Source organism: Pseudomonas sp. KK4 (genome assembly GCF_001984065.1).
Taxonomy (GTDB): Bacteria; Pseudomonadota; Gammaproteobacteria; order Pseudomonadales; family Pseudomonadaceae; genus Aquipseudomonas.
In genome coordinates, this window is sequence record NZ_LYVP01000009.1 from 47,746 (window position 1) to 71,891 (window position 24,146).

Below are 24,146 nucleotides of genomic sequence, written 5' to 3' on the forward strand. Positions count from 1 at the left end.
CTTTCACAAATGCGACATAGATTTGCGACATTTCGTCGTCAAATTTGTGAGGCCAAGTGTCGGTGTGTACAATGACCTCCCTTTTGCCCCCGCAAAGCTGGCGTACGTTCGGCGCGGATGGTAAGTGGTTGAATTGAAAAGAAATTTGCCTCGTTAAGGGGCAGCCTGGTGAGAAAGTGTCTATGAAAGCAGGTCTGTACCAACCAGATGAATTCAAGGATAACTGCGGTTTCGGCCTGATAGCCCATATGCAGGGCGAGCCCAGTCATACCCTTTTGCAAACGGCCATCGAGGCCCTGACCTGCATGACCCACCGCGGTGGGATTAATGCCGACGGCAAGACCGGTGACGGTTGCGGTCTGCTGATTCAAAAGCCGGACGTGTTCCTGCGAGCCATCGCCCAGGAAACCTTCGGCGTCGAACTGCCCAAGCAATACGCCGTGGGCATGGTTTTCTTCAACCAGGACCCGGTCAAGGCCGAAGCCGCTCGCGCGAACATGAACCGCGAGATCCTGGCCGCCGGCCTGCAGCTGGTCGGCTGGCGCAAAGTGCCGATCGACACCAGCGTCCTCGGCCGTCTGGCCCTCGAGCGCCTGCCGCAGATCGAACAAGTGTTCATCGGCGGTGAAGGCCTGAGCGATCAGGACATGGCGATCAAGCTGTTCAGTTCCCGTCGTCGCTCGTCCGTGGCCAACGCCGCCGACGTCGATCACTACATCTGCAGCTTTTCCCACAAGACCATCATTTACAAAGGCCTGATGATGCCGGCGGACCTCACCGCCTTCTATCCAGACCTGAGCGATGAGCGCCTGAAAACCGCAATCTGCGTGTTCCACCAGCGCTTCTCCACCAACACCCTGCCGAAATGGCCGCTGGCTCAACCGTTCCGCTTCCTGGCGCACAACGGCGAGATCAACACCATCACCGGCAACCGCAACTGGGCCGTGGCCCGTCGCACCAAGTTCGCCAACGACCTGATGCCCGATCTCGAAGAACTCGGTCCGCTGGTCAACCGCGTCGGTTCCGACTCCTCCAGCATGGACAACATGCTCGAGTTGATGGTTACCGGTGGCATCGACCTGTTCCGTGGCGTGCGGATGATCATTCCGCCAGCGTGGCAGAACGTCGAAACCATGGACCCGGACCTGCGTGCGTTCTATGAATACAACTCCATGCACATGGAGCCGTGGGACGGCCCGGCCGGCGTCGTGATGACCGACGGTCGCTACGCGGTGTGCCTGCTCGACCGTAACGGTCTGCGCCCGGCGCGTTGGGTCACCACCAAGAACGGTTTCATCACCCTGGCTTCGGAAATCGGCGTCTGGAACTACCAGCCTGAAGATGTGATCGCCAAAGGCCGCGTAGGCCCGGGCCAGATCTTCGCCGTGGACACCGAAACCGGGCAGATCCTCGATACCGACGCGATCGACAACCGTCTCAAGTCCCGTCATCCGTACAAGCAATGGCTGCGCAAGAACGCCCTGCGCATTCAGGCGACCATGGAAGACAACGACCACGGTTCGGCTTTCTATGACGTCGACCAGCTCAAGCAATACATGAAGATGTACCAGGTCACGTTCGAAGAGCGCGACCAGGTGCTGCGCCCGCTCGGCGAGCAAGGCTATGAAGCTGTGGGCTCGATGGGCGACGATACGCCGATGGCCGTGCTGTCCCAGCGCGTGCGCACGCCGTACGACTATTTCCGTCAGCAGTTCGCCCAGGTGACCAACCCGCCGATCGACCCGCTGCGTGAAGCCATCGTCATGTCGCTGGAGATCTGCCTCGGTGCCGAGCGCAACATCTTCCAGGAGTCGCCGGAACACGCCTCGCGCGTGATCCTCAGCTCGCCGGTCATTTCCCCGGCCAAGTGGCGCTCGCTGATGAACCTCGATCGCCCGGGCTTCGAGCGCGCGATCATCGATCTGAACTACGACGAAAGCGTCGGCCTCGAAGCGGCCATCCGCAACGTCGCCGATCAGGCTGAAGAAGCTGTGCGCGCCGGTCGTACCCAAGTGGTACTGAGCGACCGTCACATCGCTCCGGGCAAGTTGCCGATCCACGCCTCCCTGGCCACCGGCGCGGTGCACCACCGTCTGACCGAAAAAGGCCTGCGTTGCGACTCCAACATCCTCGTGGAAACCGCCACCGCTCGCGACCCGCATCACTTCGCCGTGTTGATCGGTTTCGGCGCCTCTGCCGTTTATCCGTTCCTGGCCTACGAAGTGCTGGGCGACCTGATCCGCACCGGGGAAGTGCTGGGCGACCTCTATGAGGTGTTCAAGAACTACCGCAAAGGCATCACCAAGGGCCTGCTCAAGATCCTGTCGAAGATGGGTATCTCGACCATCACGTCGTACCGTGGTGCGCAGTTGTTCGAGGCCATCGGCCTGTCCGAGGAAGTCTGCAACCTGAGCTTCCGTGGCGTGCCAAGCCGCATCAAGGGTGCGCGTTTCGTCGACATCGAAGCCGAGCAGAAAGCCCTGGCCACCGAAGCCTGGAGCCCGCGCAAGCCGATCCAGCAGGGCGGCCTGTTGAAGTTCGTCCACGGTGGCGAATATCACGCGTACAACCCCGACGTGGTCAACACCCTGCAGGCCGCCGTGCAGCAGGGCGACTACAGCAAGTTCAAGGAATACACCTCGCTGGTGGACAACCGTCCGGTGTCGATGATCCGCGACCTGCTCAAGGTCAAGACCCTCGACACGCCGCTGGACATCAGCGAGATCGAACCGCTGGAATCGGTGCTCAAGCGCTTCGACTCCGCGGGCATCTCCCTGGGCGCGCTGTCGCCGGAGGCTCACGAGGCCCTGGCCGAAGCCATGAACCGCCTCGGTGCGCGCTCCAACTCCGGCGAAGGCGGTGAAGATCCGGCGCGCTACGGCACCATCAAGAGCTCGAAAATCAAGCAGGTCGCCACCGGCCGTTTCGGTGTGACCCCGGAATACCTGGTCAACGCCGAAGTGCTGCAGATCAAGGTTGCCCAGGGCGCCAAGCCGGGCGAGGGTGGTCAACTGCCGGGCGGTAAAGTGAACGGTCTGATCGCCAAGCTGCGTTACGCAGTGCCGGGCGTGACCCTGATCTCGCCGCCACCGCACCACGACATCTACTCGATCGAAGACTTGTCGCAGCTGATTTTCGACCTCAAGCAAGTCAACCCGAAGGCACTGGTCTCGGTGAAGCTGGTAGCAGAAGCGGGCGTCGGCACCATCGCCGCCGGTGTGGCCAAGGCCTATGCCGACCTGATCACCATCTCCGGCTACGACGGCGGTACCGGTGCGTCGCCACTGACCTCGATCAAATACGCAGGCGCTCCGTGGGAACTCGGCCTGGCCGAAACCCACCAGACCCTGCGTGGCAACGACCTGCGCGGCAAGGTCCGGGTACAGACCGACGGCGGCCTGAAAACCGGCCTCGACGTGATCAAGGCGGCGATTCTCGGCGCTGAAAGCTTCGGCTTCGGCACCGCGCCCATGATCGCCCTGGGTTGCAAATACCTGCGTATCTGCCACCTGAACAACTGCGCCACCGGCGTTGCCACTCAGAACGAGAAGCTGCGCAAGGACCACTACATCGGCACCGTCGACATGGTGGTGAACTTCTTCACCTACGTCGCCGAAGAGACCCGTGAGTGGCTGGCCAAGCTGGGCGTGCGCTCCCTTGAAGAACTGATCGGCCGCACCGATCTGCTGGAAGTGCTCGAAGGCCAGACCGCCAAGCAGCATCACCTGGACCTGACCCCGTTGCTGGGCAGCGACCACGTGCCGGCGGACAAACCGCAGTTCTGCGGCGTGGAACGCAACCCGCCGTTCGACAAAGGCCTGCTGGCCGAGAAAATGGTCGACATGGCCACCTCGGCGATCAACGACCTGAGCGGCGCTGAATTCGCCCTGGATATCTGCAACTGCGACCGTTCCATCGGTGCGCGGATCTCTGGTGAAATCGCTCGCAAGCACGGCAACCAGGGCATGGCCAACGCGCCGATCACCTTCCGCTTCAAGGGCACGGCTGGCCAGAGCTTCGGCGTATGGAACGCCGGCGGCCTGAACATGTACCTGGAAGGCGACGCCAACGACTACGTCGGCAAGGGCATGACCGGCGGCAAGCTGGTGATCGTTCCGCCAAAAGGCAGCATCTACAAGACTCAGGACAGTGCCATCATCGGCAACACCTGCCTGTACGGCGCCACGGGCGGCAAGCTGTTCGCCGCCGGTACCGCGGGTGAGCGTTTCGCCGTGCGTAACTCCGGTGCCCACACCGTCGTGGAAGGCACTGGCGATCACTGCTGCGAGTACATGACCGGTGGTTTCGTCTGCGTCCTGGGCAAGACCGGTTACAACTTCGGCTCTGGCATGACCGGCGGTTTCGCCTACGTGCTCGACCAGGACAACACCTTCGTTGACCGGGTCAACCACGAACTGGTGGAAATCCAGCGGATCAGCGGCGAGGCGATGGAAGCCTACCGCAGCCATTTGCAACGCGTGCTGAACGAGTACGTCGAGGAAACCGACAGCGAGTGGGGTCGTGAACTCGCCGAGAACCTCGATGATTACGTGCGCCGTTTCTGGTTGGTCAAGCCCAAGGCTGCCACCCTGAAATCGTTGCTTTCCAGCACCCGTGCCAACCCGCAGTGATATGCGCCTGAAGAGTTTGATGAGGTTTTAAAATGGCTGAACGTCTGAATAATGACTTCCAGTTCATCGAGGTCGGGCGCAAGGATCCGAAGAAGAAACTGTTGCGTCAACGCAAGAAAGAGTTCGTGGAAATCTACGAACCCTTCAAACCCCAGCAGTCGGCTGACCAGGCCCACCGCTGCCTGGGTTGCGGTAACCCGTATTGCGAATGGAAGTGCCCGGTGCACAACTTCATTCCCAACTGGCTGAAACTGGTGGCCGAGGGCAACATCCTTCAGGCCGCCGAGCTGTCGCACCAGACCAACACCCTGCCGGAAGTCTGCGGCCGGGTGTGCCCGCAGGATCGGCTGTGCGAGGGTGCCTGCACCCTCAACGACGGCTTCGGCGCGGTGACCATCGGTTCGGTGGAGAAGTACATCACCGACACCGCGTTCGCCATGGGCTGGCGCCCGGACATGTCCAAGGTCAAGCCGACCGGCAAGCGTGTCGCGATCATCGGCGCGGGCCCGGCGGGCCTGGGCTGTGCCGACGTACTGGTGCGGGGTGGCGTGACCCCGGTGGTGTTCGACAAGAATCCGGAAATCGGCGGTCTGCTGACCTTCGGCATCCCCGAGTTCAAGCTGGAAAAAACCGTACTGAGCAATCGCCGTGAGGTGTTCAGCGGCATGGGCATCCAGTTCCGCCTCAACACCGAGGTGGGCAAGGACGTGACCATGGAACAACTGCTCGAAGAATACGATGCCGTGTTCATGGGCATGGGCACCTACACCTACATGAAGGGCGGTTTTGCTGGTGAGGACCTGCCCGGCGTGTATGACGCGCTGGACTTCCTGATCGCCAACGTCAACCGCAACCTGGGCTTTGAAAAGTCGCCGGAAGATTTTGTCGACATGAAAGGCAAGAAGGTCGTGGTACTCGGTGGTGGCGACACGGCGATGGACTGCAACCGTACCTCGATCCGCCAGGGCGCCAAGTCGGTGACCTGCGCCTACCGTCGTGACGAAGCGAACATGCCGGGCTCGCGCAAAGAGGTGAAGAATGCCAAGGAAGAAGGCGTGAAATTCCTCTACAACCGCCAGCCGATCGCGATCGTCGGTGAAGACAAGGTCGAAGGCGTGAAAGTGGTCGAGACCCGTCTTGGCGAACCGGATGCCCGTGGCCGTCGCAGCCCCGAGCCGATCCCGGGCTCCGAAGAGATCATCCCGGCCGACGCCGTGGTCATCGCTTTCGGTTTCCGCCCGAGCCCGGCGCCGTGGTTCGAACAGTTCGACATCCAGACCGACAGCCAGGGCCGCGTCGTGGCACCGGAACAAGGTCAGTACAAGCACCAGACCAGCAACCCGAAAATCTTCGCCGGCGGCGACATGGTGCGCGGTTCCGACCTGGTGGTGACGGCGATCTTCGAAGGCCGCAATGCCGCAGAAGGGATCCTGGATTACCTGGGGGTCTAAGCACCCGATCCAGACTTGAAATGCAGTGAAAATGTGGGAGCGGGCTTGCTCGCGAAAGCGCTGTGTCAGGCAACTGTAATGTCGACTGACACGACGCCTTCGCGAGCAAGCCCGCTCCCACAGTTGCTTTGTGGTGTTGCGAATGATGGGTTTCCCCGCGACAAATTGACCCGATAGACAAAAGGCGCGGCTCTTGCCGTGCCTTTTGCGTCGCGCTCTGAGAAAATGCCCGCACTTTTTTTCCGGATGCCGACATGACTGCCCTGAAGAACGACCGTTTCCTGCGCGCCCTGCTCAAGCAACCTGTGGACGTCACCCCTGTGTGGATGATGCGTCAGGCCGGCCGCTACCTGCCTGAATACCGCGCCAGCCGTGCCAAGGCCGGCGATTTCATGAGCCTGTGCATGAACCCGTCGTTCGCCTGCGAAGTCACCCTGCAGCCGCTGGACCGCTATCCGCAACTGGACGCGGCGATCCTGTTCTCCGACATCCTGACCATCCCCGACGCCATGGGCCAGGGCCTGTACTTCGAGACCGGCGAAGGCCCGCGCTTCAAGAAAGTCGTCAGCACCCTGGCCGACATCGAAGCACTGCCGATCCCCGATCCGCAGAAAGACCTGGGCTACGTGATGGACGCCGTCAGCACCATCCGCCGCGAACTGAACGGCCGTGTACCGCTGATCGGCTTCTCCGGCAGCCCATGGACCCTGGCCACCTATATGGTTGAAGGCGGCTCGTCGAAAGACTTCCGCAAGACCAAGGCCATGCTCTACGACAACCCGCAAGCCATGCACCTGCTGCTGGATAAGCTCGCGCAGTCGGTCACCAGCTACCTCAACGGCCAGATCATGGCCGGCGCACAGGCAGTGCAGATCTTCGATACCTGGGGCGGCAACCTGTCGGCGGCGGCGTACCAGGAGTTCTCCCTGGCCTACATGAAGAAGATCGTCAGCGGCCTGATCCGCGAGCACGAAGGACGCAAGGTGCCGGTGATCCTGTTCACCAAGAACGGCGGCCTGTGGCTGGAAAGCATTGCCGACGCTGGCGCCGATGCCCTGGGCCTGGACTGGACCTGCGACATCGGCAACGCCCGCGCCCGTGTCGGCGATAAAGTCGCCCTGCAGGGCAACATGGACCCGACCGTGCTCTACGCCAAGCCGGAAGCGATTCGCACCGAAGTCGGCCGCATCCTGGCCAGCTATGGCAAGGGCAGTGGCCACGTGTTCAACCTCGGCCACGGCATCACGCCTGAAGTTGACCCAGAACACGCCGGCGCCTTCCTGCGCGCGGTGCATGAGTTGTCGGCGCAGTATCACGAGTGATCACCGCCCAATAAAAAACGCCCGGCCTATGCCGGGCGTTTTTGTATGTCGGAGAATCCGTAGGAGCGAGCTTGCTCGCGAAAAACCCGAGAGCGCCGAGGCGTATCAGGTGCCCAGCGTCATCGTTAACGACCATCGCGAGCATGCTCGCTCCTACAGGGGGGAGCGGTCAGGCCTTGACCTCGCCGAGTGGCGGCAACTTCGCCAACCTCAATGCCATCAACAACGCCACCACCAGCAACGAACCGATAAACAGCCCAATCCCGTTCCAGCCACCCAGGTGCCAGAAAAAGCCGCCCGCGGTACCGGCAATGCTGCCCCCGGCGTAATAGCAGAACAGGTAGAGCGACGACGCCTGGCCCTTGGCCTTGATGGCGCGACGGCCGATCCAACTGCTGGCCACCGAGTGCGCGCCGAAGAAGCCGAAGGTGAATACCAGCATCCCGAAAATCACCAGCGGCAGCGGCGTGAACATGGTCAGGGCCAGGCCGCCGATCATCAGTGCAATGGTGCTCCACAGCACTTTTCGCCGGCCGAGTTTGTCGGCCAGGGAGCCGATTTTCGCTGAGCTGTAGATGCCCGACAGGTACACGATCGAGAGCAGCCCGACGAAAGCCTGTTCCATGTGATACGGCTCGGCCAGCAGGCGATAACCGATGTAGTTGAACAGCGTGACGAACGCACCCATCAACACGAAGGCTTCGAGGAACAGCAGCGGCAGGCCGGCATCACGAAAGTGCATGGTGAACCCGTCGAGCAGGCTGCGCGGATGCAGCGAGCGGGGGCGGAAGTTGCGCGATTCGGGGAGGATTTTCCAGAACACCGTCGCCGCGATCAGCGCCAGGCCACCGATCACCAGCATCGCGGTGTGCCAACTGACGAAGTCGATCAACACGCCGGTGATCAAGCGCCCGCTCATCCCGCCGATGGCATTGCCGCCGATATACAGGCCCATCGCCAGGCCGATGTGCTGCGGGTGAATCTCTTCACTCAGGTAAGTCATGGCGACCGCCGCCAGGCCGCTCAATGACAGACCGATCAGCGCGCGCATCACCAGCACGCCTTCCCAGCTCGGCATCATCGCGCTGGCCATGGTGCACAGTGCCGCGCAAAACAGCGCCGTTACCATCACCGGTTTACGACCGATCCGATCGGAAATCGGGCCGGTGATCAGCAGGCCGATGGCGAGCATGCCGGTGGCCACCGAGAGAATCAGGCTGCTCTGCGCCGCATTGATGGAATATTCGTGGGACAGCAGCGGCATCATCGGTTGCACGCAGTACAGCAACGCGAAGGTGGCAAAGCCGCCGCAGAACAGTGCCAGCACCGTGCGCATGAAAGCCGGCGTACCTTTTTCGATGTAGATATCCATCAGCTCGCTGACAACATCGGCGGGTGCAGCTTCATGGGCGAGTGGAGCAACGGCAGTTTTCACGGGGGACCTCGGAGGCGCTCGGCCGGGCAGGCAATGAAAAAAGCATATAGCTGGCTAATGATTCAATCCAATATATTGTTCGACCTGTTTGATAGCTTTGACGACCTAATGGGGTATTCATGGAATTGCGTCACTTGCGCTACTTCATCGCGGTTGCCGAAGAACTGCATTTTGGCCGCGCCGCACAGGTATTGGGCATTTCTCAGCCACCCCTGAGCCAACAGATACAGGCGCTGGAACAAGAGGTCGGTGCGCGCCTGTTCGAACGTACCAATCGTCGGGTCGAGTTGAGCGAAGCCGGTCGACTGTTCCTTGAAGAGGCGCGGTTGGTGCTCGCCCAGGTCGACAAAGCCGCGGATGTCGCCCGACGGGCGCAACTGGGTGAGTTGGGTGAACTGAAAATCGGCTTCACGTCGTCGGCGCCGTTCAACTCAACGATTCCACAGGCGATTTTCTCGTTCCGTCAGCGTTTCCCGGCGGTGCATTTGAATTTGCGTGAAATGAGCAGCACCCAGGTGGCTGAGGCGTTGATGGACGAATCCATCGAAGTCGGCATCATGCGGCCCCTGGTGCTGCCCGATTCGCTCAGTGTGGTCGAGTTGATGCGCGAGCCCCTGGTTGCCGTGCTCAGCGCCAAGCACCCATTGGTCCAGGACAGTGAAGAGGGGTTGTTCCTGTCAGCCCTGGCGTTGGAACCCTTCGTCTTTTTTCCCCGCAGTTATGGCAGCGGTCTATACGCACAACTGCTCAGCCTGGCCCGCGACGCCGGCTTCAGCCCGCACTTCGCCCAAGAGGCCGGCGAAGCGATGACCATCATCGGCCTGGTGGCGGCTGGGCTCGGCGTCTCGGTGCTCCCGGCGTCCTATCAGCGGATGCGCATCGACGGCGTGGTCTATCGTCCATTGCTCGACCCGGCCGCGGTGTCATCAGTGTGGCTGGTACAACGCAAAGACCAGAAATCGCCGATGGCCAGGGCCTTTGTGGAGTTGTTGACGAGGAAGGTTGAGCCGCTGGGACCGTGACGGCTATGCCGTCGATCGCGAGCAGGCTCGCTCCCACAGGTAGCGTGACATGAACACGGTCTGCGCCACGCCGTTGAACCACTGTGGGAGCGAGCCTGCTCGCGATGGACCGAAAAACGCCGCGATTACCGAGGCGAACCGAGTCCTCGTTTACACCCAGCGCTTGAAAATCAGCGACGTATTGACCCCGCCAAACGCAAAGTTGTTGTTCATCACGTACCGGTTGCTCATCTGTCGGAACTCGCCGCGCAGGTAGTCGAGTTTGCCGCAGTTCGGGTCGACATGGTCGAGGTTGAGGGTGTGGACGTAGAGGTCGCGGTTGAGCATTTCGATGCTGAACCAGGACTCCAGCGCACCGCAGGCGCCGAGGGTGTGGCCCAGGTAGCTTTTCTGCGAACTGATGGGCATGTGTTCGCCGAACAGGCTGCTGGTGGCCAGGGTTTCGGCGATGTCGCCTTGCTCGGTGGCGGTGCCATGGCCGTTGACGTAGCCGATGTCGGACGGCTGAAGGCCTGCGTCTTCCAGTGCCAGTTCCATCGCGCGGCGCATGGTGATTTGTTCGGGGCGGGTGGTGTGCTGGCCGTCGGCGTTGCTGCCAAAGCCGACGATTTCGGCGTGTATGTGCGCGCCGCGTGCCAGGGCATGTTCCAGTTCTTCGAGCACCAGCATGCCGCCGCCTTCACCGATCACCAGGCCGTCGCGCCCGGTGTCGTAAGGGCGGGGCGACAAATGTGGCGTGTCGTTTTTCAGGCTGGTGGCATACAGCGCGTCGAAGACCATGGCTTCGGTCGGGCACAGCTCTTCGGCGCCGCCGGCGAGCATCAGCGGCAGGCGGCCGAACTTGATTGCCTCGTAGGCGTAGCCGATGCCCTGGCTGCCGCTGGTGCAGGCGCTGGAGGTCGGGATCAAGCGGCCGGTCAGGCCGAAGAAGATGCTGATATTGGCCGCCGTGGTGTGCGGCATCATGCGCACGTAGGAGTTGGCGTTCAGGCCTTCGGCCACCGAGTTGAGCAGCATGTTGCCGAAAGCCTTGATCTCGTCGGTGCTGCCGGTGGACGAACCGCAGGCCACACCCATGCGCCCGTCCTTGATCGATTCGTCACCCAGCAACCCGGCATCGGCCAGCGCCTGTTCCGCCGCGCCAACGGCCAACCGCGAGACCCGGCCCATGCTGCGCAGTTGTTTGCGGGTCCAGTGGCTCGGCACCTTGAAATCATCGATGGGCCCGGCCAAACGGGTGTTGAGTTCGGTGAAGCGATCCCACTCGTCCATGCGCCGGATGCCGCTGCGGTTGGCCGCAAAATGGCCGGCGATGGTCTCCCAATCGTTGCCCAGTGAGGTGATGCCGGCCATGCCGGTGACGACGACACGCTTCATCAGCACAGGCCTCCGTTGACGGCCAGAACCTGCCGGGTGATGTACGAGGCTTCCGCCGACATCAGGAAATTCACCGCGCCGGCCACCTCTTCGGGGGTGCCCATGCGTTGTGCGGGAATCATTTTCATCAGTTCTTCCACCGGCACGTTTTCGTCGAGCATCGCCGTGTCGATCAGGCCGGGGGCGACACAGTTGACAGTAATCTTGCGCTTGGCCAGTTCGACCGCCAAGGCCTTCGCCGCGCCGATCAACCCGGCCTTCGAGGCGCTGTAGTTGACCTGGCCGCGGTTGCCGATCAGCCCGGACACCGACGTGATGCAGACAATTCGCCCGGCGGCCCGACGACGGATCATCGGCATCATCACCGGGTGCAGCACGTTGTAGAAACCGTCGAGGTTGGTGCGCATCACCACATCCCAATCATCCTCGCTCAGCGCTGGAAAAGCACCGTCACGGGTCAGGCCGGCGTTGAGCACCACGCCGTAATAGGCGCCGTGAGCTTCCACATCGGCTTCAAGCGCGCTTTTACAGGCAGCGCGGTCAGACACGTCGAATTGCAGGACCCGCGCCGTGCGGCCCAGGGCTTCGATTTCAGCCTGCACCGCGACAGCGTCCGCCAGGCCGCTGCGGCAATGCAGCACGATGTCGTGCCCGGCCTGAGCCAGGCGCAGGGCGATGGCGCGGCCGATGCCACGGCTGGAACCGGTGACCAGTACGGATTCAGTCATGACTGGACTCCTGGGGTTTCATCAAGATATTGGGCCGGCCGAGGCGGGCGGTACACATTCAGACGGGCGGTGGCGTGAATGCCGGGGGCGTGGATATGGCATTCGAAAACGCCCATGCCGTTGTCATCTTCCAGCGAGCGCAGGCCGTGGATGGTCAGCTCGGTGCCGGCTGGAAAACTTTCGACGTTGCATTCGAACTTGCGGCTGCCCAACAGGAAACCCAGCTCCACCGCATCGCCGCGCTGGCGCGCATGGCAACCGGCAAACGCTGCGACGCTCTGGGCCATCAGTTCGATGCCGACCCAGGCCGGCAGGCTGCCATCGGGGCGATTGAACAGCCCGTCGGGCTTGACCCTGAGTTGGGTGTGAATCTGCTCGTCATCGAACGTCAGGATCCGGTCGATCAGGATCATGTCGCCGGCGTGGGGCAGCAGTTCGGCGAGCGGCCAGTCAATCATGGGGCGTCTCCGATAATCAGGCTGACGTTGTTGCCACCGAAAGCGAAGGAATTGCTCATCAGGTAGCGGGGACCAGTGGACGCCAGGCGAGTGGCCGGGGTCACCCAGTTCAGCGCGGGCAACTCGGGGTCCGGCTGGGCGTCCCAGACATGCGGTGGCAAGGCGTGTTCGCGATTGTCGGCGCTCAGGCTCAACCAGCAGAACGCCGCTTCCAGTGCTCCCGCCGCGCCAAGGGTGTGGCCGGTCATGGGTTTGGTCGACGAGCAGGGCACGCCATTGGGGAACAGCGTATGCACCGCCAGGCTTTCCATGGCGTCGTTGTGTTGCGTGGCGGTGCCGTGCAGGTTCAGGTAGCTGATCTGTTGCGGTTGCAGCCCGGCGCGGCTCAGGGCTTTGCCCATGGCTTGCAAGGCACCGCGACCGCTCGGCTCCGGCGCGGAAATGTGATGCGCATCGGAACTGGCGCCGCTGCCGAGCAGGGCTATCGACCGGTTGCCGTCAACCTGCCTGCTCATCGAAAACAGCACCGCCGCTTCGCCGATGTTGATGCCGTTGCGGTTCACCGAGAACGGGTTGCAGCGTTGATCGCTGACAGCTTCCAGCGAAGAAAATCCATTGAGGGTCAGTTTGCACAGGCTGTCGACGCCGCCACACAACACCACGTCGCAGACGCCAAGGTCGAGCAAGCGTTGGGCGCTCATCAGGGCCCGGGCGCTGGAGGTGCAGGCCGTGGAAATCACATAGGCCGGGCCGCTCAGTTGCAGCCATTCGGCGAGGAAATTGGCAGGCGCACTCAGCTCCTGTTGCTGGTAGTCGTACTCGGCCGGAAATTGGCCGTCACGCAGGTAATCCGCCAGGCCCCGGCTGGCTTCATCGATGCCCGAGGTGCTGGTGCCGAGCACAACGCCGACTCGGTCGCGACCGTAAGTCTCGATGGCTTGATCGATGTCCTGGCGAATTTGCAGGGCGGCTTCCAGCAGCAAGCGATTGTTGCGCGTGTCGTGCCGGGACAGCTCCGCAGGAATGGCCGCCAGTTCGCCACGCACCGCACCTACCGGCAAGGCGCGTTCGGGCACCCAGCCGCTTTCGCTGCGCATGCCGGAACAGTCGCCAGCGAACAGATTGCGCGCGACTTCGTCCTTGCCACGGCCCAGGGAGCAGATGACCCCGAGGGCGTTCAGGTAGGCGGTCATGGCGTCTCTCCACTCAACGAGGTGACGTGGTATTTCGGGCCTTTGGGCAGATTCAATTCAAAGTTCATCGGTTGTGCATAACGAATGTCCCAACGCTCGGGAAGCGAGCGCTGCGCACCGTGTTGCCAGGCGGTCGGGTAGTTGCCGATCAACTCGTCCCTGGGCGTCAGCGCGAACAGCAAGGCGGCGAACAACTCCCGCGCTTGCGGATTGGGCGGCAGCAAGCCGTCGGCCTGCCATTGACCATCCTGTAATTTTTGACGGGCCTGGGGAATGCCCAGCAAGTCCATCATCGACCAGCGAATGGCCGGGCCTTCACGCTGGATCACCAGTACCCAGTCCTGGCGCTGGTCGTCCTGCAGGCGCTCGATGTGCAGTTGCAAGGGCAGCGCCAGCGTCGGTGTCTGCTCGGGCAGTGGCGGGCGGCTGGCGCAGCCACTGAGCAGCAGAAAGACAACCAGCAACAGAGCGCAGACGATCCCTGTGGGAGCGGGCTTGCTCGCGAAGACGGCGGCACACTCAACATTGATACCGGCACACCGACCGCTTTCGCGAGCAAGCCCGCTCCCACAGGTCATGCATTGCGTGTGGTTCATGGTGAACATCACAGAGTACCCTCGAGAGGCTTGCGCGCCACCACATTGACCAAGGTCTCTTCGCGCTGGCCAAAGGGTTTCGGCTTGCGCAGGCCGAGGTGTTCCAGCAGCCCGAAATCCGTCGCCCGGCTCCACCACAAATAGGGATAGGACACGTTCTGTGGCCCGAATTCGAAACCCTGTTGGCGAATCATTTCCAGATACTGTGCGGCACTTTTCTGCACCTGCATCGGGTGGCGGAACAGCCAGCGGATGACCCAGGTATCAATGTAAGCCTCGGTGGATTCGGCGAACAGCAGGTAACCGCCGGGCTTGAGCACGCGGTAGAACTCCGCCAGCGCCTTGTCCTGTTCCACAAGATGATGAAAGGTCTGGTGACAGAACAACAGGTCGACGCTGGCATCGGCCAGCTGGAGGCTCGCACAGTCGCTACCGATCAATTCCACCTTCACGCCCTGGTTGACCGCTTCTTCGCGGCAACGGTCCAGGCTCGCCGGGTCGGCGTCCACACCAATCAGGCGTCCCGGCATGAACGCCTGGCGCAGCAGTTGGAAGGATTTGCCCTGACCGCAACCGGCATCCAGCAACACCGGCTGGCTCGGCGGGGCTTCGCTGAACAGGCTGCGCAAATCGTTGATCGCCACCCGCAATACATAGTGCTGCCAGGTACGGCTGCGCAGGAACCACAGACCGAAACGGGTTTCTTCGACGTAGTTGTCACTCGAGTAGCTCATGTCGCCGTCCTTGCGCAGAGTTCTGAAATCACCTTCAACCGGCGTTTGGCTTCGCTGACGAACGGGTTGCGTTCGTCCCAGGCGTAACCGGCCAGGATCGAGCTGATCATGCGGCGGATATCCGGTGAGCTGCTCTCGTGAAAAATCACGTCCTGGAAGGTCCCGGCGTACCAGCCTTCGACGTAGCAGCGGAACGTATCGACGCCGCGCTTGAGCGGTTCAGCGAACTCCCGTTGCCAGTCGACCGTTTCGCCCTGCAACTGGCGGTGCAGCACGCCTGCGGCCATGCTCGCCGAACGCATGGCGATGGTCACGCCGGAGGAAAACACCGGGTCGAGGAATTCCGCCGCATTGCCCAACAGCGCGAAGCCCGGGCCGTGCAGGGTTTTGACGTTGGCCGAGTAACCGCCGATGGTCCGCGCCGGCGTATCCCACCGGGCATTGGTCAGCACGCTGCAAAGGCTCGGCGTTTGGGCGATGAACCCACGCAGGCAGGCATCAAGATCATCGCTGCGGCCCTCGAAATGTTCCTGTGCCGCCACCACGCCGACCGAGCAGCGGCCGTTGCTGAACGGGATGGTCCAGAACCAGATATCCCGTTGCGTCGGGTGGGTGGTGACGAGGATCTTGGTGCGGTCGAAATTCGGATGGTCGATAAGGTCTTCGACGTGGGTGAACACCGCCTGACGCACCGGGAAGTTCGACGGTGCTTCAAGGTCGAGCAAACGCGGCAGGACGCGACCGTAGCCGCTGGCGTCGAGCATGAAGTCCGCCTCGATGCGGTAATCACTGCCGTCCTCGCGACGCACGCCCAACTGCGGTTTGTCCCGTGAAATATCAACGCTGACGATGGTTTCGCCATAGCGGATCTCCACCCCTTGCAGCGTGGCCTGATCGGCCAGCAACTGGTCGAAATCGGCGCGCTGCACCTGGAAGGTGGTCGGCTTGCCGGGGGTGAAGGTGTCACCGAAATCGAAGGTGCTGTAGTGCTCGCCCCAGGCGAATGCGGCGCCAGTTTTCAATTGAAAACCCGCCGCATTGACCGCCTCGAGCATGCCCGCTTCCTCGACGAAATCCAGGCAATGGGACAACAGGCTTTCACCGATGGAGAACCTCGGGAAATGCTGGCGCTCGATCACCAGCACGTCGTGGCCCTTGCGCTTGAGCAGCGCGGCGGCGATGGCACCCGAAGGGCCTGCGCCGATGACCACGATCTGGCGGCGTTGCGTTTCAACGGTTGGCATGGGGGCTCCTTGCCGGGGCGGCAGCGTTCAGGGGAATGCGGTGCATGCCGGCCAATGCCGGCAGCAGTGTCGCCACCAGGCCCATCAACATCAGCGCAAAGTACAGCGCCGGGCTGATGAGCTGTTGTTGCAGCAGCAGATTGAGAAACACGATTTCGCTCAGGCCGCGAATGTTCAGCAGCACGCTTTCCCGCCAGCGGCTGGCGCCCTGAAAGGACGCGCCGGCCCAGCCCAGTCCTAGCCAGTTGCCCAGCAGTTTGCTGGCGATCGGCAACAGCAACAGGGCCGCCAACTGCAGCCAGCCAAGGCTGTCCATGGCGCTGTGGACGTTGATCTGCACGATGCCGAAAGTGAGGATCAGCGGAATGGCGATCCAGGTTTGCAGGCGGGTCATCCAGATGGCCGGCAGCGGCAAGGTCAGCGGCGCCTTCAGTGCGGCCATGATCAACACGTAGCCGATGCCGAAGATCAGGGCATTGAGCTTGTAGTGCTCGGCCACCACCAGCAGCGCGAAAAAGCCCAGGCTGTACAGCCACTGTTGGCGCAGGCCCAGCAGCCGCAACAGCAAGGGCAGGCAGGCACCGGCCAGCGGCAGCAGCAGACTGCTCAGGTGCAGGGTGCCCTGGGCAATGGCGAACAGGGTCCAGCAGCTGAGATCGATGACAATCGCGGTCTGCACCAGTCGCCGGGTCGCCGCGTAGGGGTAATCGATGTGCCGCAGGTACAGGTACAACACCGGGATCGCAGTAATGGCGAACACCAGGCCGATGGCCAGAGAACTGAGCCAGGGCTGCGGCGGCAACAGCCAGATCGCAGTGACCAGACCGCAGGCAAACGGAATGCAGAAACTCGGCAGGGCGATTTTCAAGCTCTGGCGGTCCAGTTGCAGATCGATCACGTCGCTTAGGATGTAACCGAGCAACAGCGCGAAACTGAGGCTGTAGAGGTTCTTCAGCCAGACCGGTGACACCAGCGCCGCGCCGCTCAGTTGCCATTGCGGTTCGATCCAGAAGTACATCAGCAGCGGCAGACCGACGGTCGCCAACAGCAACTGGCTGACGATCGGGATCAGGCCGAAGTGTCGACCGACCCGGGTCGCCACCGCGAACAACATCAAGGCCATGACCCAGAACAACGCAATCATCATGCTGTCGGCTCCGCGACCGTGGCCGTATGCGTATGACGACCGGCCCACGGCGCGAGCATGAAGCTGAACATCAGGCCCAGGCTCACCGACAGGCCGAAATTGCTTACCGCCGGCGTGCTCGACAACGCCAGCAGGCCAAACGAAAGCCATGTGGTCAGCGCCGCCAGCAAGGTGCCCAAAAGGCTCACGGCCGCGCCGCCGACCTGTTCGCGCATGAGGATTGCGTAGTCGACGCTGATCGCCGTCACCAGCAGCAGGCCGAACAGACTGAACAGGGTCAATGGCTGCCCCAGCCAGCCGAGGCTGGCCAGGCTGCACAGCGCGGCCAGCAGCGGCAGCGACACGATGCGCAGTGCGCCGCCGAAACCGAACGGCAGGATCAACACCAGCACGATCAGTACGCAGGAAGCGAGTTTCAGTTCCGCCGCGCTGACCTGAGTCGCAGCGAATACGCTGTTCAATTCGCCCAGCCGATCCACCAGCGTCACGCCCGGCAAGTCCTTCGCCTGGATTTGCAAGAGGGTAGGGTTATTCAGGCCTTGCAGGCTGACCATCGCTGCCACTCCATTCCCGGTAGGTCCCAGCCATAGCAGGCGATAGGGTTCAGCCAGGGGCCCGGCCAGCGCGCTGTCGATGTCTTCGACGGGCAGTGCCTGGAGTTTGGCCAGTTCCGCTTGCAGCGCTTCGATCGGCACCCCGACATCGAGCAACGGCTGCCAGTATTGCGGCAACTTGCCCAACGCCTCGCGCACCTGGCGCTGTTCGCTCGGCTGGCTCACCAGTTGCTTGAGCGACAGGTAACCCTGCAGCTTGTCCAGATTGATCAACTGATCCAGGCGCTCATTCAGGGCGGTCTGGCGGTCGAGCAGTTGCTGTTCGTTGGCAGCCTGCACCAGGAAGAACTGGCTGGTGGGTTGATAGCCAGTGATCCGCGCAATCGTCTGCGCCTCGTCGGTCAATTGCCGAGGCATGTCGACCCACTGGCGAATGTCGTTTTTCGTTTCCAGCTTCAGTAGGCCGCCGGCGCAAAAAGCGATCAGCAACGCCAGCAAAACCGGCGTCTGCAAACGTTTGAGCAGGGCTTCGTGAAGCCGCAGAAGGCCTGTGGATAGCCGCAGCGGCCATTGCGCCGGGCGCAGCTCCACACCCTTGAGCAGCGCTGGCAGCAGGCACACGGCGCACAGATACGCGCCCAACAGACCGGCGGCGGAGAACACCGCGATCTGGGTCAGCGCCGGGAACGGGGTCCAGGCCAATGCCAGGTAACCGATGGTGCTGGTGATCAGGCTCAACGTCAGGCCGGGCAAGGTCAGGCGCAAGGCCGGCCAGCTGTGCCAGGGCTTCAGGCTCCAGCTCTTGGACAGGTAATGCAGCGGATAATCGACGGCGACGCCGATCAGGCTCGAACCCAGCACCAGGGTCATCACGTGCATATGGCCGAACAGCGCCACGCAAGCCACCGCACCGAACAGCATGCCCACCAGCACCGGAACGAAGGCCAGCAGCACCCGCCAGCGACGGAAGGCCAGCAACAGCAGCAACAGGATGCCGACGGTGGCGCCACCACCCACCCAGGTCATTTCACGGGTGGCTTGTTTCTGACCGTTGGCGGCGTACAGCAGGCCGCTGGCAGCCAGCAGTTGCACCCCGGACTCGGCGGCTTCTTCGCGACTATGGGCCAGCAGGTCGGCCACTTGCAGCGGCAGGTTCATGTCGAAGGCGTTGCCGGTGGTGCGCGAACGCAGCAGCACCCAGCTCTTGCCGTCGGCATCGGCGATCAAGGCACCGCTGCCGATGTCCAGCTGCACCGCGCCGTGTTGCGGCTGGCTGTTCTGGATGCGTCCGGTCAGGCCCAGCCAGTCGTCCTGGCTGGGCACCAGGGTGAAACCGGTGAAGGGATCGAACAACGTCTGCACACGTTGCTGAATGAAGGCATCGGGGTGTTCGATCAGTTGCTGGCGATCATCCGCCGACAACATCGCCACGCGACCTTGCAACAACTGAGTGCGCAGCGCCGGCAAGTCCGCCTGCAGGTTCCACTGGACCTTTTCGAACAGGCCGCTGGCTTGCCATTGATCGCCCAGTTTCTGCGCCATGGCGATGGCTTGCTGGCGGTCGGCGTGGCCGACCAGCACCAGCATTTCGCGGTTCAGCGGTTCCTGCATGCGTTGTTCGGCGCGCAGCTCCAGGGCATCCGGCGCGGTGCCGGGTACCAGATCCATCAGGTTGGCCGACAGCGGTGCGCCGTCACGCCACTGCCAGCCGGCGAATGCCAGCATCGCCAACAGCAGGGTCAGGAACAGGCGCGGGAGCAGGCGTTCACTCGGCAAAGTCATGTTGCTCCGCGTCACTCAAAGGAAGGGCGCTGGTGCTGTCCTGCATGCGCAACAGGGTGCTGTCGCCCTGTGTCTCCAGCAGTTCGATGCTGTGCACCAGTTCTCCGCCGGTGATGTTGATCTGATTGAACACTTGCTTGAGCAGCATCGAACGCGGCACCAGTGCGAGTTTCCAGCGCTGCGCATCGCCGCTCAGGGACAGTTCGAAATCCCGTTGCAGCCCGCTGCTGTCGCCTTGCAGCACGGCGAGGAACAAGCGGTTCTGCTCGGCACCGGCGCTCTTGCCCGGCAGCATCTGCCAACCGCTGGTATCACGTCGGGCGATGCCCTTGGCGGTGATGCGGTAATCCTGTTGCAGCGGGGTTTTCAACAGCCACAGCAAACCGTGGTTTTTTGCCAGCACGAACGTGCCCTTGCTGGTGAGAGGCTGTGGCAGTGCGCGCAGGTGTTTTTCCTGGATGAAGTTGCCGTGGATCACCTCAGGTTTGGCCAGTTGATCGCTGAGTTGTTGCAGGTCGAAAGCCTGCGCCAGCCCCGACATACCGAGCAGCACCAGCGCAGCGAAGTATTGGAATGCTGCCAACCGTGGCGAGCGAGCTTGCTCGCGCCGGGCTGCGCAGCGGCCCCAATACGCTGGCAAGGTCTGGCGCAATGGTGAGTGCTGCGCACTCAAGCGCGAGCAAGCTCGCTCGCCACAGGGAACGCGCATGTCATCAGCATTGGTGTCGAATTCTGAAATCATGGCAGTGCTCTCTGAACGGCATCGGTAAAGACCTTCGGCGAAGCCAGTTGCATCTCGCGGCTGCTCATGTCGACGGCAACCTGCACGGACATGGCGCGGGTCAGACGTTCGCCGGTTTGCAGGTCGCTGATCAGGTAGTTGATCTTCAGACGGTTCTCCCATTCCACCAGATTGGCGCGCACGTTCAGTGTTTGCCCGAACACCGCCGCGCGCACGTAGCGCAGTTGCAGGTCGATCACCGGCCAGGCATAGCCCGATTCGGACATGGCCGTGTAGTTGTGGCCGATCCGGTCCAGTAACGCGCAACGGGCGACTTCCAGGTACTTGATGTAATGGCCGTGCCAGACGACGTTCATGCTGTCGACGTCGAAGAACGGCACGAGGATTTCCGTATCGGTGTGGAGCACTCCCTTGCTACGCATGCAGCCTCCAGTGTTGCTCGGCGATTCGTTGCAGGCACAGGCGCAGTTCGCCTTCCAGGGCACGGTCTTCGATGACCGGCGCAAAATCCCTGGCCAATTCTTCATGCATGGCGGCAAGGGCGGGCGGCAGTGGCCGCGCATCTTCAGCCTTGCTGCGCAGCCACACGCCCTGATTGGCCGCCAGCAGCGTGGCGGCGGCTACCTGTTCGGTCAGCTCCAGCACTCGGATTGCATCCCGCGCGGCGATGGTGCCCATGCTCACCTTGTCCTGGTTGTGGCACTCGGTGGAGCGCGAGAACACGCTGGCCGGCATGGTGTTTTTCAGCGCTTCGGCGGTCCAGGCGCTGGTGCCGATCTGCACCGCCTTGAAGCCGTGATTGAGCATCGCGCGATCGGCGGTGGCGCCGGACAGATTGCTCGGCAAGCCGTGGTTGTAGCGCTCATCCACCAGCAGGGCCAGTTGCCGATCGAGCAGGTCGGCCACGTTGGCCACCAGGTTTTTCAGGCTGTCCATGGCAAAGGCGATATGGCCGCCATAGAAATGCCCGCCGTGCAGCACGCGTTCGGCTTCGGCATCGATGATCGGGTTGTCGTTGGCGCTGTTGAGCTCGATTTCGATGAACGAGCGCAGCCAATTCAGGCTGTCGGCCAGCACCCCGAGAACGTGGGGCGCGCAGCGCAGGGAGTAGCGGTCCTGAAGGCGATGCAGCGGCGCGGTCGGTGCGTCGATCGCCAGGTCCTTGCGTAACCACGCAGCGACCTGCATTTGCCCCGGATGCGGCTTGGCGGCGAACAGGCGTTCGTCGAAGTGTTCCGGATTGCCTTGCAGGGCGACCACGTTCAACGCGGTGATGCGCGTGGCCAGTTGCAGCAGGTAGTCGGCGCGGGCGAAGGCCAGGCAGGCGAGGCCGGTCATCACGGCGGTGCCGTTCATCAAGGCCAGGGCTTCCTTGGGCCGCAACACCAAGGGCTGCCAGCCAAGTTCTCGGTGCACATCCGCCGCTTGCCGGCGTACGCCACGGAACATCACTTCACGTTCGCCGGACAGGGTCGCGGCCACATAGGACAGCGGTGTCAGGTCGCCGCTGGCGCCCACCGAGCCTTCCTCCGGAATCAGCGGCAGGATGTCGTGTTCAAGGAACGCCTGAAGACGCTCCAGCAGTTCCACGCGCACCCCGGAAACCCCGTGGCACAGCGACTGCAAACGCGCCGCGAGCACGGCGCGGGTGGCTTGGGCATCGAGCAGTTTGCCGAGCCCGCAGCCGTGGAAGGTGTACAGATGACGCGGCAACGCCTCGACGTGATGCAAGGGTACTGCGACCACGCAGGAGTCACCGTAACCGGTGGTCACGCCATAGATCACGCCTTCCTTGTCCAGCAGCGAGTCGAGGAACCGCGCACCCTTGGCGATGCGTTCGCGGTAGGCGGGGTCGCTCTGCAGTTGCGTCGGCGCCAGGCGGTTGGCCAGGGCCAGCACGTCTTCGATGCGCAAGGGGAGTTCGCCGAAGGTTACCGGCTCAAGCGTTGGCGTCGTCATCGGTTTTCCAGAAAGGGTAAAAGTTGAACCATTGTTGAGGCGCTTGCAGGCAATAGTGACTCAGGCGCTCGGCATAGCGGGAGGCCCACTGATGAATGACCTGCTCGCGGTCGCTGCGTTTCCAGGTGATCGACTCGGCGAAGGGCTCCAGGGTCAGTCGGTAATCGCCGTCGGGTTTTTTCAGGCACAGCAGCAGGTTGACCGGGCATTTGAGCACGCCGGCCAGCAGCCACGGGCCTTGCGGAAATCTGGCCGGGTGGCCCAGGAAATCCACGGTCACGCTGCGTCCGCCATGCAACGGCACGCGGTCGCCGGCAATCGCCAGCCACTCGCCGCGTTCCAGGCGTTCGTGCAGTTGCAGCATGATCACCGGGTCCAGTTCGCTGACCTGGATCAGGCGCAGGTTGGTGGCGCCGGCTTCACCCAGCAAGCGGTTGAACTGCTCGGCATGCTTGGTGTGCACCAGCACGTTCATCGTCACCTTTTCGCCGATCTCCGCCAGCGCGCGACAGACTTCCAGATTGCCCAGGTGCGCGCCCACCAGCATCTGCCCACGGGTGCCGCGCAACTGATTGCGCAGCAGTGCAGGGTCGATGATTTCGATCTGCTCGATGCTCAGCTTGCCGTTCCATACGTCGAGTTTGTCGAGCATCGAATCGGCAAAGGCCATGAACTGGCCGAACACGCGCCAGTGGGTGGGGCGCAGGTCGGGGCGAGCGCTCCAGTCGGCGAGCCGTTGCTGGTATTGCCAGGCGCTCTGGCGGGCGCTGCGGCCGAACAGGAAAAAATACAGGACGATGCCATACAGGATCGGGCTCAACAGGCGTCGGCCGAGGATTTTGGCGCCCAATGCAGTGAGCTTCATCAGCCAGAAGCTGCCTCGCTCCTGGCGATCGGCCCAGTGCTGCTTGTCGGTGCTCATGTGCGCCACCGCTGCCAGAGGATCCGGGGCGAGCGCAGCAACATGCCGAAGAACAGGCGGGTGTGCATGCTCGAGATCAGCACGTTGTCGTGGAACATGCGGAAATGTGAGACACCGTCCAGCGGGTAGTGGACCTTGGTCGGCAACCACTGCATCGGCTGATTGCGCCAGGCCAGACGCACCAGGATGTCGGAATCGAAGTCCATGCGCCTGCCGATTTTCGCGGTGTCGATCAGCGCCAGCACCGGGGGTAACGGATAGACGCGGAAGCCGCACATGGAGTCGCGAATCTGCAGCGACAGGGTGTTGATCCAGACCATGACGTGGGTCAGGTAGCGAGCGTACAAGCGGCCCTTGGGCACGCTGGCGTCGTACTGCGGATAACCGCAGATCACCGCGTCGGGGTGGGCACTGGATTGCTCGATGAAGGTCTGCACGTCCTGCAGGTCGTGCTGGCCGTCGGCATCCACCTGCAAGGCGTGACTGAAACCCAGGCGCGACGCTTCCCGCAGACCGGTCATCACCGCACCGCCCTTGCCCTGGTTGGCGGCCAGGCGGATCAGATGCACCTTGTCGCGCAGGGCCAGTTGGTCGAGCACGGCGGCGCAGGTTTTACCGCTGGCATCGTCCACCAGGATGCACGGCAGATCGCAGGCGAGCAGGGCATTGACCACGGTGGTGACGGCCGTTTCGTGGTTATAGACCGGGACGATGGCGCAGGGGTTATGCATGATCTGAAAACTCGACAAAACCCCTGTGGCGAGGGAGCTTGCTCCCGTTCGAGTGCGAAGCGCTCGCCATGAAATCGATGTTGCATTCGTTTTGGGCCGCTTCGCAGCCCAGCGGGAG

19 protein-coding genes are annotated in these 24,146 nt (G+C 62.5%); 4 read left to right on the forward strand and 15 right to left on the reverse strand.

The genetic code is table 11. The annotated features are described in order from the left end of the window. Nucleotides 1-182: 182 nt before the first annotated feature. The 3 genes from gltB (at nucleotide 183) to hemE (ending at nucleotide 7,404) form a co-directional block, all read left to right on the forward strand. Entirely contained in the window at nucleotides 183-4,631 is a 4,449-nt protein-coding gene (gene gltB / locus B0W55_RS05695) for a glutamate synthase large subunit (protein ID WP_077045041.1), read from the forward strand. 32 nt (nucleotides 4,632-4,663) lie between these two features. Further along, nucleotides 4,664-6,082 (forward strand): FAD-dependent oxidoreductase, encoded by a 1,419-nt coding sequence (locus B0W55_RS05700; RefSeq protein WP_077045042.1) that lies wholly within the window; start codon nucleotides 4,664-4,666, stop codon nucleotides 6,080-6,082. A 254-nt stretch (nucleotides 6,083-6,336) separates the two neighbouring features. Then, nucleotides 6,337-7,404 (forward strand): uroporphyrinogen decarboxylase, encoded by a 1,068-nt coding sequence (gene hemE, locus B0W55_RS05705; RefSeq protein ID WP_077045043.1) that lies wholly within the window; start codon nucleotides 6,337-6,339, stop codon nucleotides 7,402-7,404. A 169-nt stretch (nucleotides 7,405-7,573) separates the two neighbouring features. On the opposite strand, the gene B0W55_RS05715 is transcribed toward hemE, so the two are convergent. Beyond that, on the reverse strand, nucleotides 7,574-8,779 hold the full coding sequence (locus B0W55_RS05715; protein ID WP_371807254.1) for an MFS transporter: 1,206 nt from the start codon (nucleotides 8,777-8,779) through the stop codon (nucleotides 7,574-7,576). A gap of 179 nt (nucleotides 8,780-8,958) precedes the next feature. On the opposite strand from B0W55_RS05715, the gene B0W55_RS05720 reads away from it, so the two are divergent. Continuing rightward, nucleotides 8,959-9,861 carry a LysR family transcriptional regulator gene (locus B0W55_RS05720; protein WP_077045046.1) on the forward strand — a complete coding sequence of 301 codons (903 nt, stop codon included), beginning with the start codon at nucleotides 8,959-8,961 and terminating at the stop codon, nucleotides 9,859-9,861. A 150-nt stretch (nucleotides 9,862-10,011) separates the two neighbouring features. Here B0W55_RS05720 and B0W55_RS05725 read toward each other — a convergent pair whose 3' ends face one another. The 14 genes from B0W55_RS05725 to B0W55_RS05790 all read right to left on the reverse strand — a co-directional run bounded on the left by B0W55_RS05725 (nucleotide 10,012) and on the right by B0W55_RS05790 (nucleotide 24,028). Continuing rightward, on the reverse strand, nucleotides 10,012-11,238 hold the full coding sequence (locus B0W55_RS05725; RefSeq protein ID WP_077045047.1) for a beta-ketoacyl-ACP synthase: 1,227 nt from the start codon (nucleotides 11,236-11,238) through the stop codon (nucleotides 10,012-10,014). Next, nucleotides 11,238-11,966 carry a 3-oxoacyl-ACP reductase FabG gene (gene fabG, locus B0W55_RS05730; RefSeq protein WP_077045048.1) on the reverse strand — a complete coding sequence of 243 codons (729 nt, stop codon included), beginning with the start codon at nucleotides 11,964-11,966 and terminating at the stop codon, nucleotides 11,238-11,240. The genes B0W55_RS05725 and fabG overlap by 1 nt, the downstream gene beginning before the upstream one ends. After that, on the reverse strand, nucleotides 11,963-12,424 hold the full coding sequence (locus tag B0W55_RS05735; RefSeq protein WP_077045049.1) for a hotdog family protein: 462 nt from the start codon (nucleotides 12,422-12,424) through the stop codon (nucleotides 11,963-11,965). The genes fabG and B0W55_RS05735 overlap by 4 nt, the downstream gene beginning before the upstream one ends. Beyond that, on the reverse strand, nucleotides 12,421-13,617 hold the full coding sequence (locus B0W55_RS05740; RefSeq protein ID WP_077045050.1) for a beta-ketoacyl-[acyl-carrier-protein] synthase family protein: 1,197 nt from the start codon (nucleotides 13,615-13,617) through the stop codon (nucleotides 12,421-12,423). The genes B0W55_RS05735 and B0W55_RS05740 overlap by 4 nt, the downstream gene beginning before the upstream one ends. Then, nucleotides 13,614-14,222 (reverse strand): hypothetical protein, encoded by a 609-nt coding sequence (locus B0W55_RS05745; protein WP_077045051.1) that lies wholly within the window; start codon nucleotides 14,220-14,222, stop codon nucleotides 13,614-13,616. The genes B0W55_RS05740 and B0W55_RS05745 overlap by 4 nt, the downstream gene beginning before the upstream one ends. Beyond that, nucleotides 14,222-14,947, reverse strand: coding sequence for a class I SAM-dependent methyltransferase (locus B0W55_RS05750; protein ID WP_077045052.1), 726 nt, complete (start codon nucleotides 14,945-14,947; stop codon nucleotides 14,222-14,224). Before B0W55_RS05750 ends, B0W55_RS05745 begins: the two co-directional genes overlap by 1 nt. Continuing rightward, entirely contained in the window at nucleotides 14,944-16,191 is a 1,248-nt protein-coding gene (locus B0W55_RS05755; RefSeq protein WP_077045053.1) for an NAD(P)/FAD-dependent oxidoreductase, read from the reverse strand. Before B0W55_RS05755 ends, B0W55_RS05750 begins: the two co-directional genes overlap by 4 nt. Beyond that, the gene (locus B0W55_RS05760; RefSeq protein WP_077045054.1) at nucleotides 16,178-17,338 is read right to left on the reverse strand and encodes a sodium:proton antiporter; all 1,161 of its coding nucleotides are present in this window, start codon (nucleotides 17,336-17,338) and stop codon (nucleotides 16,178-16,180) included. The genes B0W55_RS05755 and B0W55_RS05760 overlap by 14 nt, the downstream gene beginning before the upstream one ends. Then, complete coding sequence (locus B0W55_RS05765) at nucleotides 17,335-19,674, reverse strand: MMPL family transporter (RefSeq protein WP_077045055.1); 2,340 nt, start codon at nucleotides 19,672-19,674, stop codon at nucleotides 17,335-17,337. Before B0W55_RS05765 ends, B0W55_RS05760 begins: the two co-directional genes overlap by 4 nt. Beyond that, nucleotides 19,658-20,215: an outer membrane lipoprotein carrier protein LolA gene (locus B0W55_RS05770; protein ID WP_077045056.1), complete on the reverse strand. Its 558-nt coding sequence runs from the start codon at nucleotides 20,213-20,215 to the stop codon at nucleotides 19,658-19,660. Before B0W55_RS05770 ends, B0W55_RS05765 begins: the two co-directional genes overlap by 17 nt. Nucleotides 20,216-20,412: 197 nt before the next feature. Beyond that, nucleotides 20,413-20,838 carry a thioesterase family protein gene (locus B0W55_RS05775; RefSeq protein WP_077045057.1) on the reverse strand — a complete coding sequence of 142 codons (426 nt, stop codon included), beginning with the start codon at nucleotides 20,836-20,838 and terminating at the stop codon, nucleotides 20,413-20,415. Continuing rightward, nucleotides 20,831-22,375: a histidine ammonia-lyase gene (hutH, locus tag B0W55_RS05780; protein ID WP_077045058.1), complete on the reverse strand. Its 1,545-nt coding sequence runs from the start codon at nucleotides 22,373-22,375 to the stop codon at nucleotides 20,831-20,833. The genes B0W55_RS05775 and hutH overlap by 8 nt, the downstream gene beginning before the upstream one ends. Beyond that, nucleotides 22,356-23,297 (reverse strand): glycosyl transferase, encoded by a 942-nt coding sequence (locus B0W55_RS05785; RefSeq protein WP_077045059.1) that lies wholly within the window; start codon nucleotides 23,295-23,297, stop codon nucleotides 22,356-22,358. The genes hutH and B0W55_RS05785 overlap by 20 nt, the downstream gene beginning before the upstream one ends. Beyond that, the gene (locus B0W55_RS05790) at nucleotides 23,294-24,028 is read right to left on the reverse strand and encodes a glycosyltransferase family 2 protein (RefSeq protein WP_077045060.1); all 735 of its coding nucleotides are present in this window, start codon (nucleotides 24,026-24,028) and stop codon (nucleotides 23,294-23,296) included. Before B0W55_RS05790 ends, B0W55_RS05785 begins: the two co-directional genes overlap by 4 nt. Nucleotides 24,029-24,146: the final 118 nt, after the last annotated feature.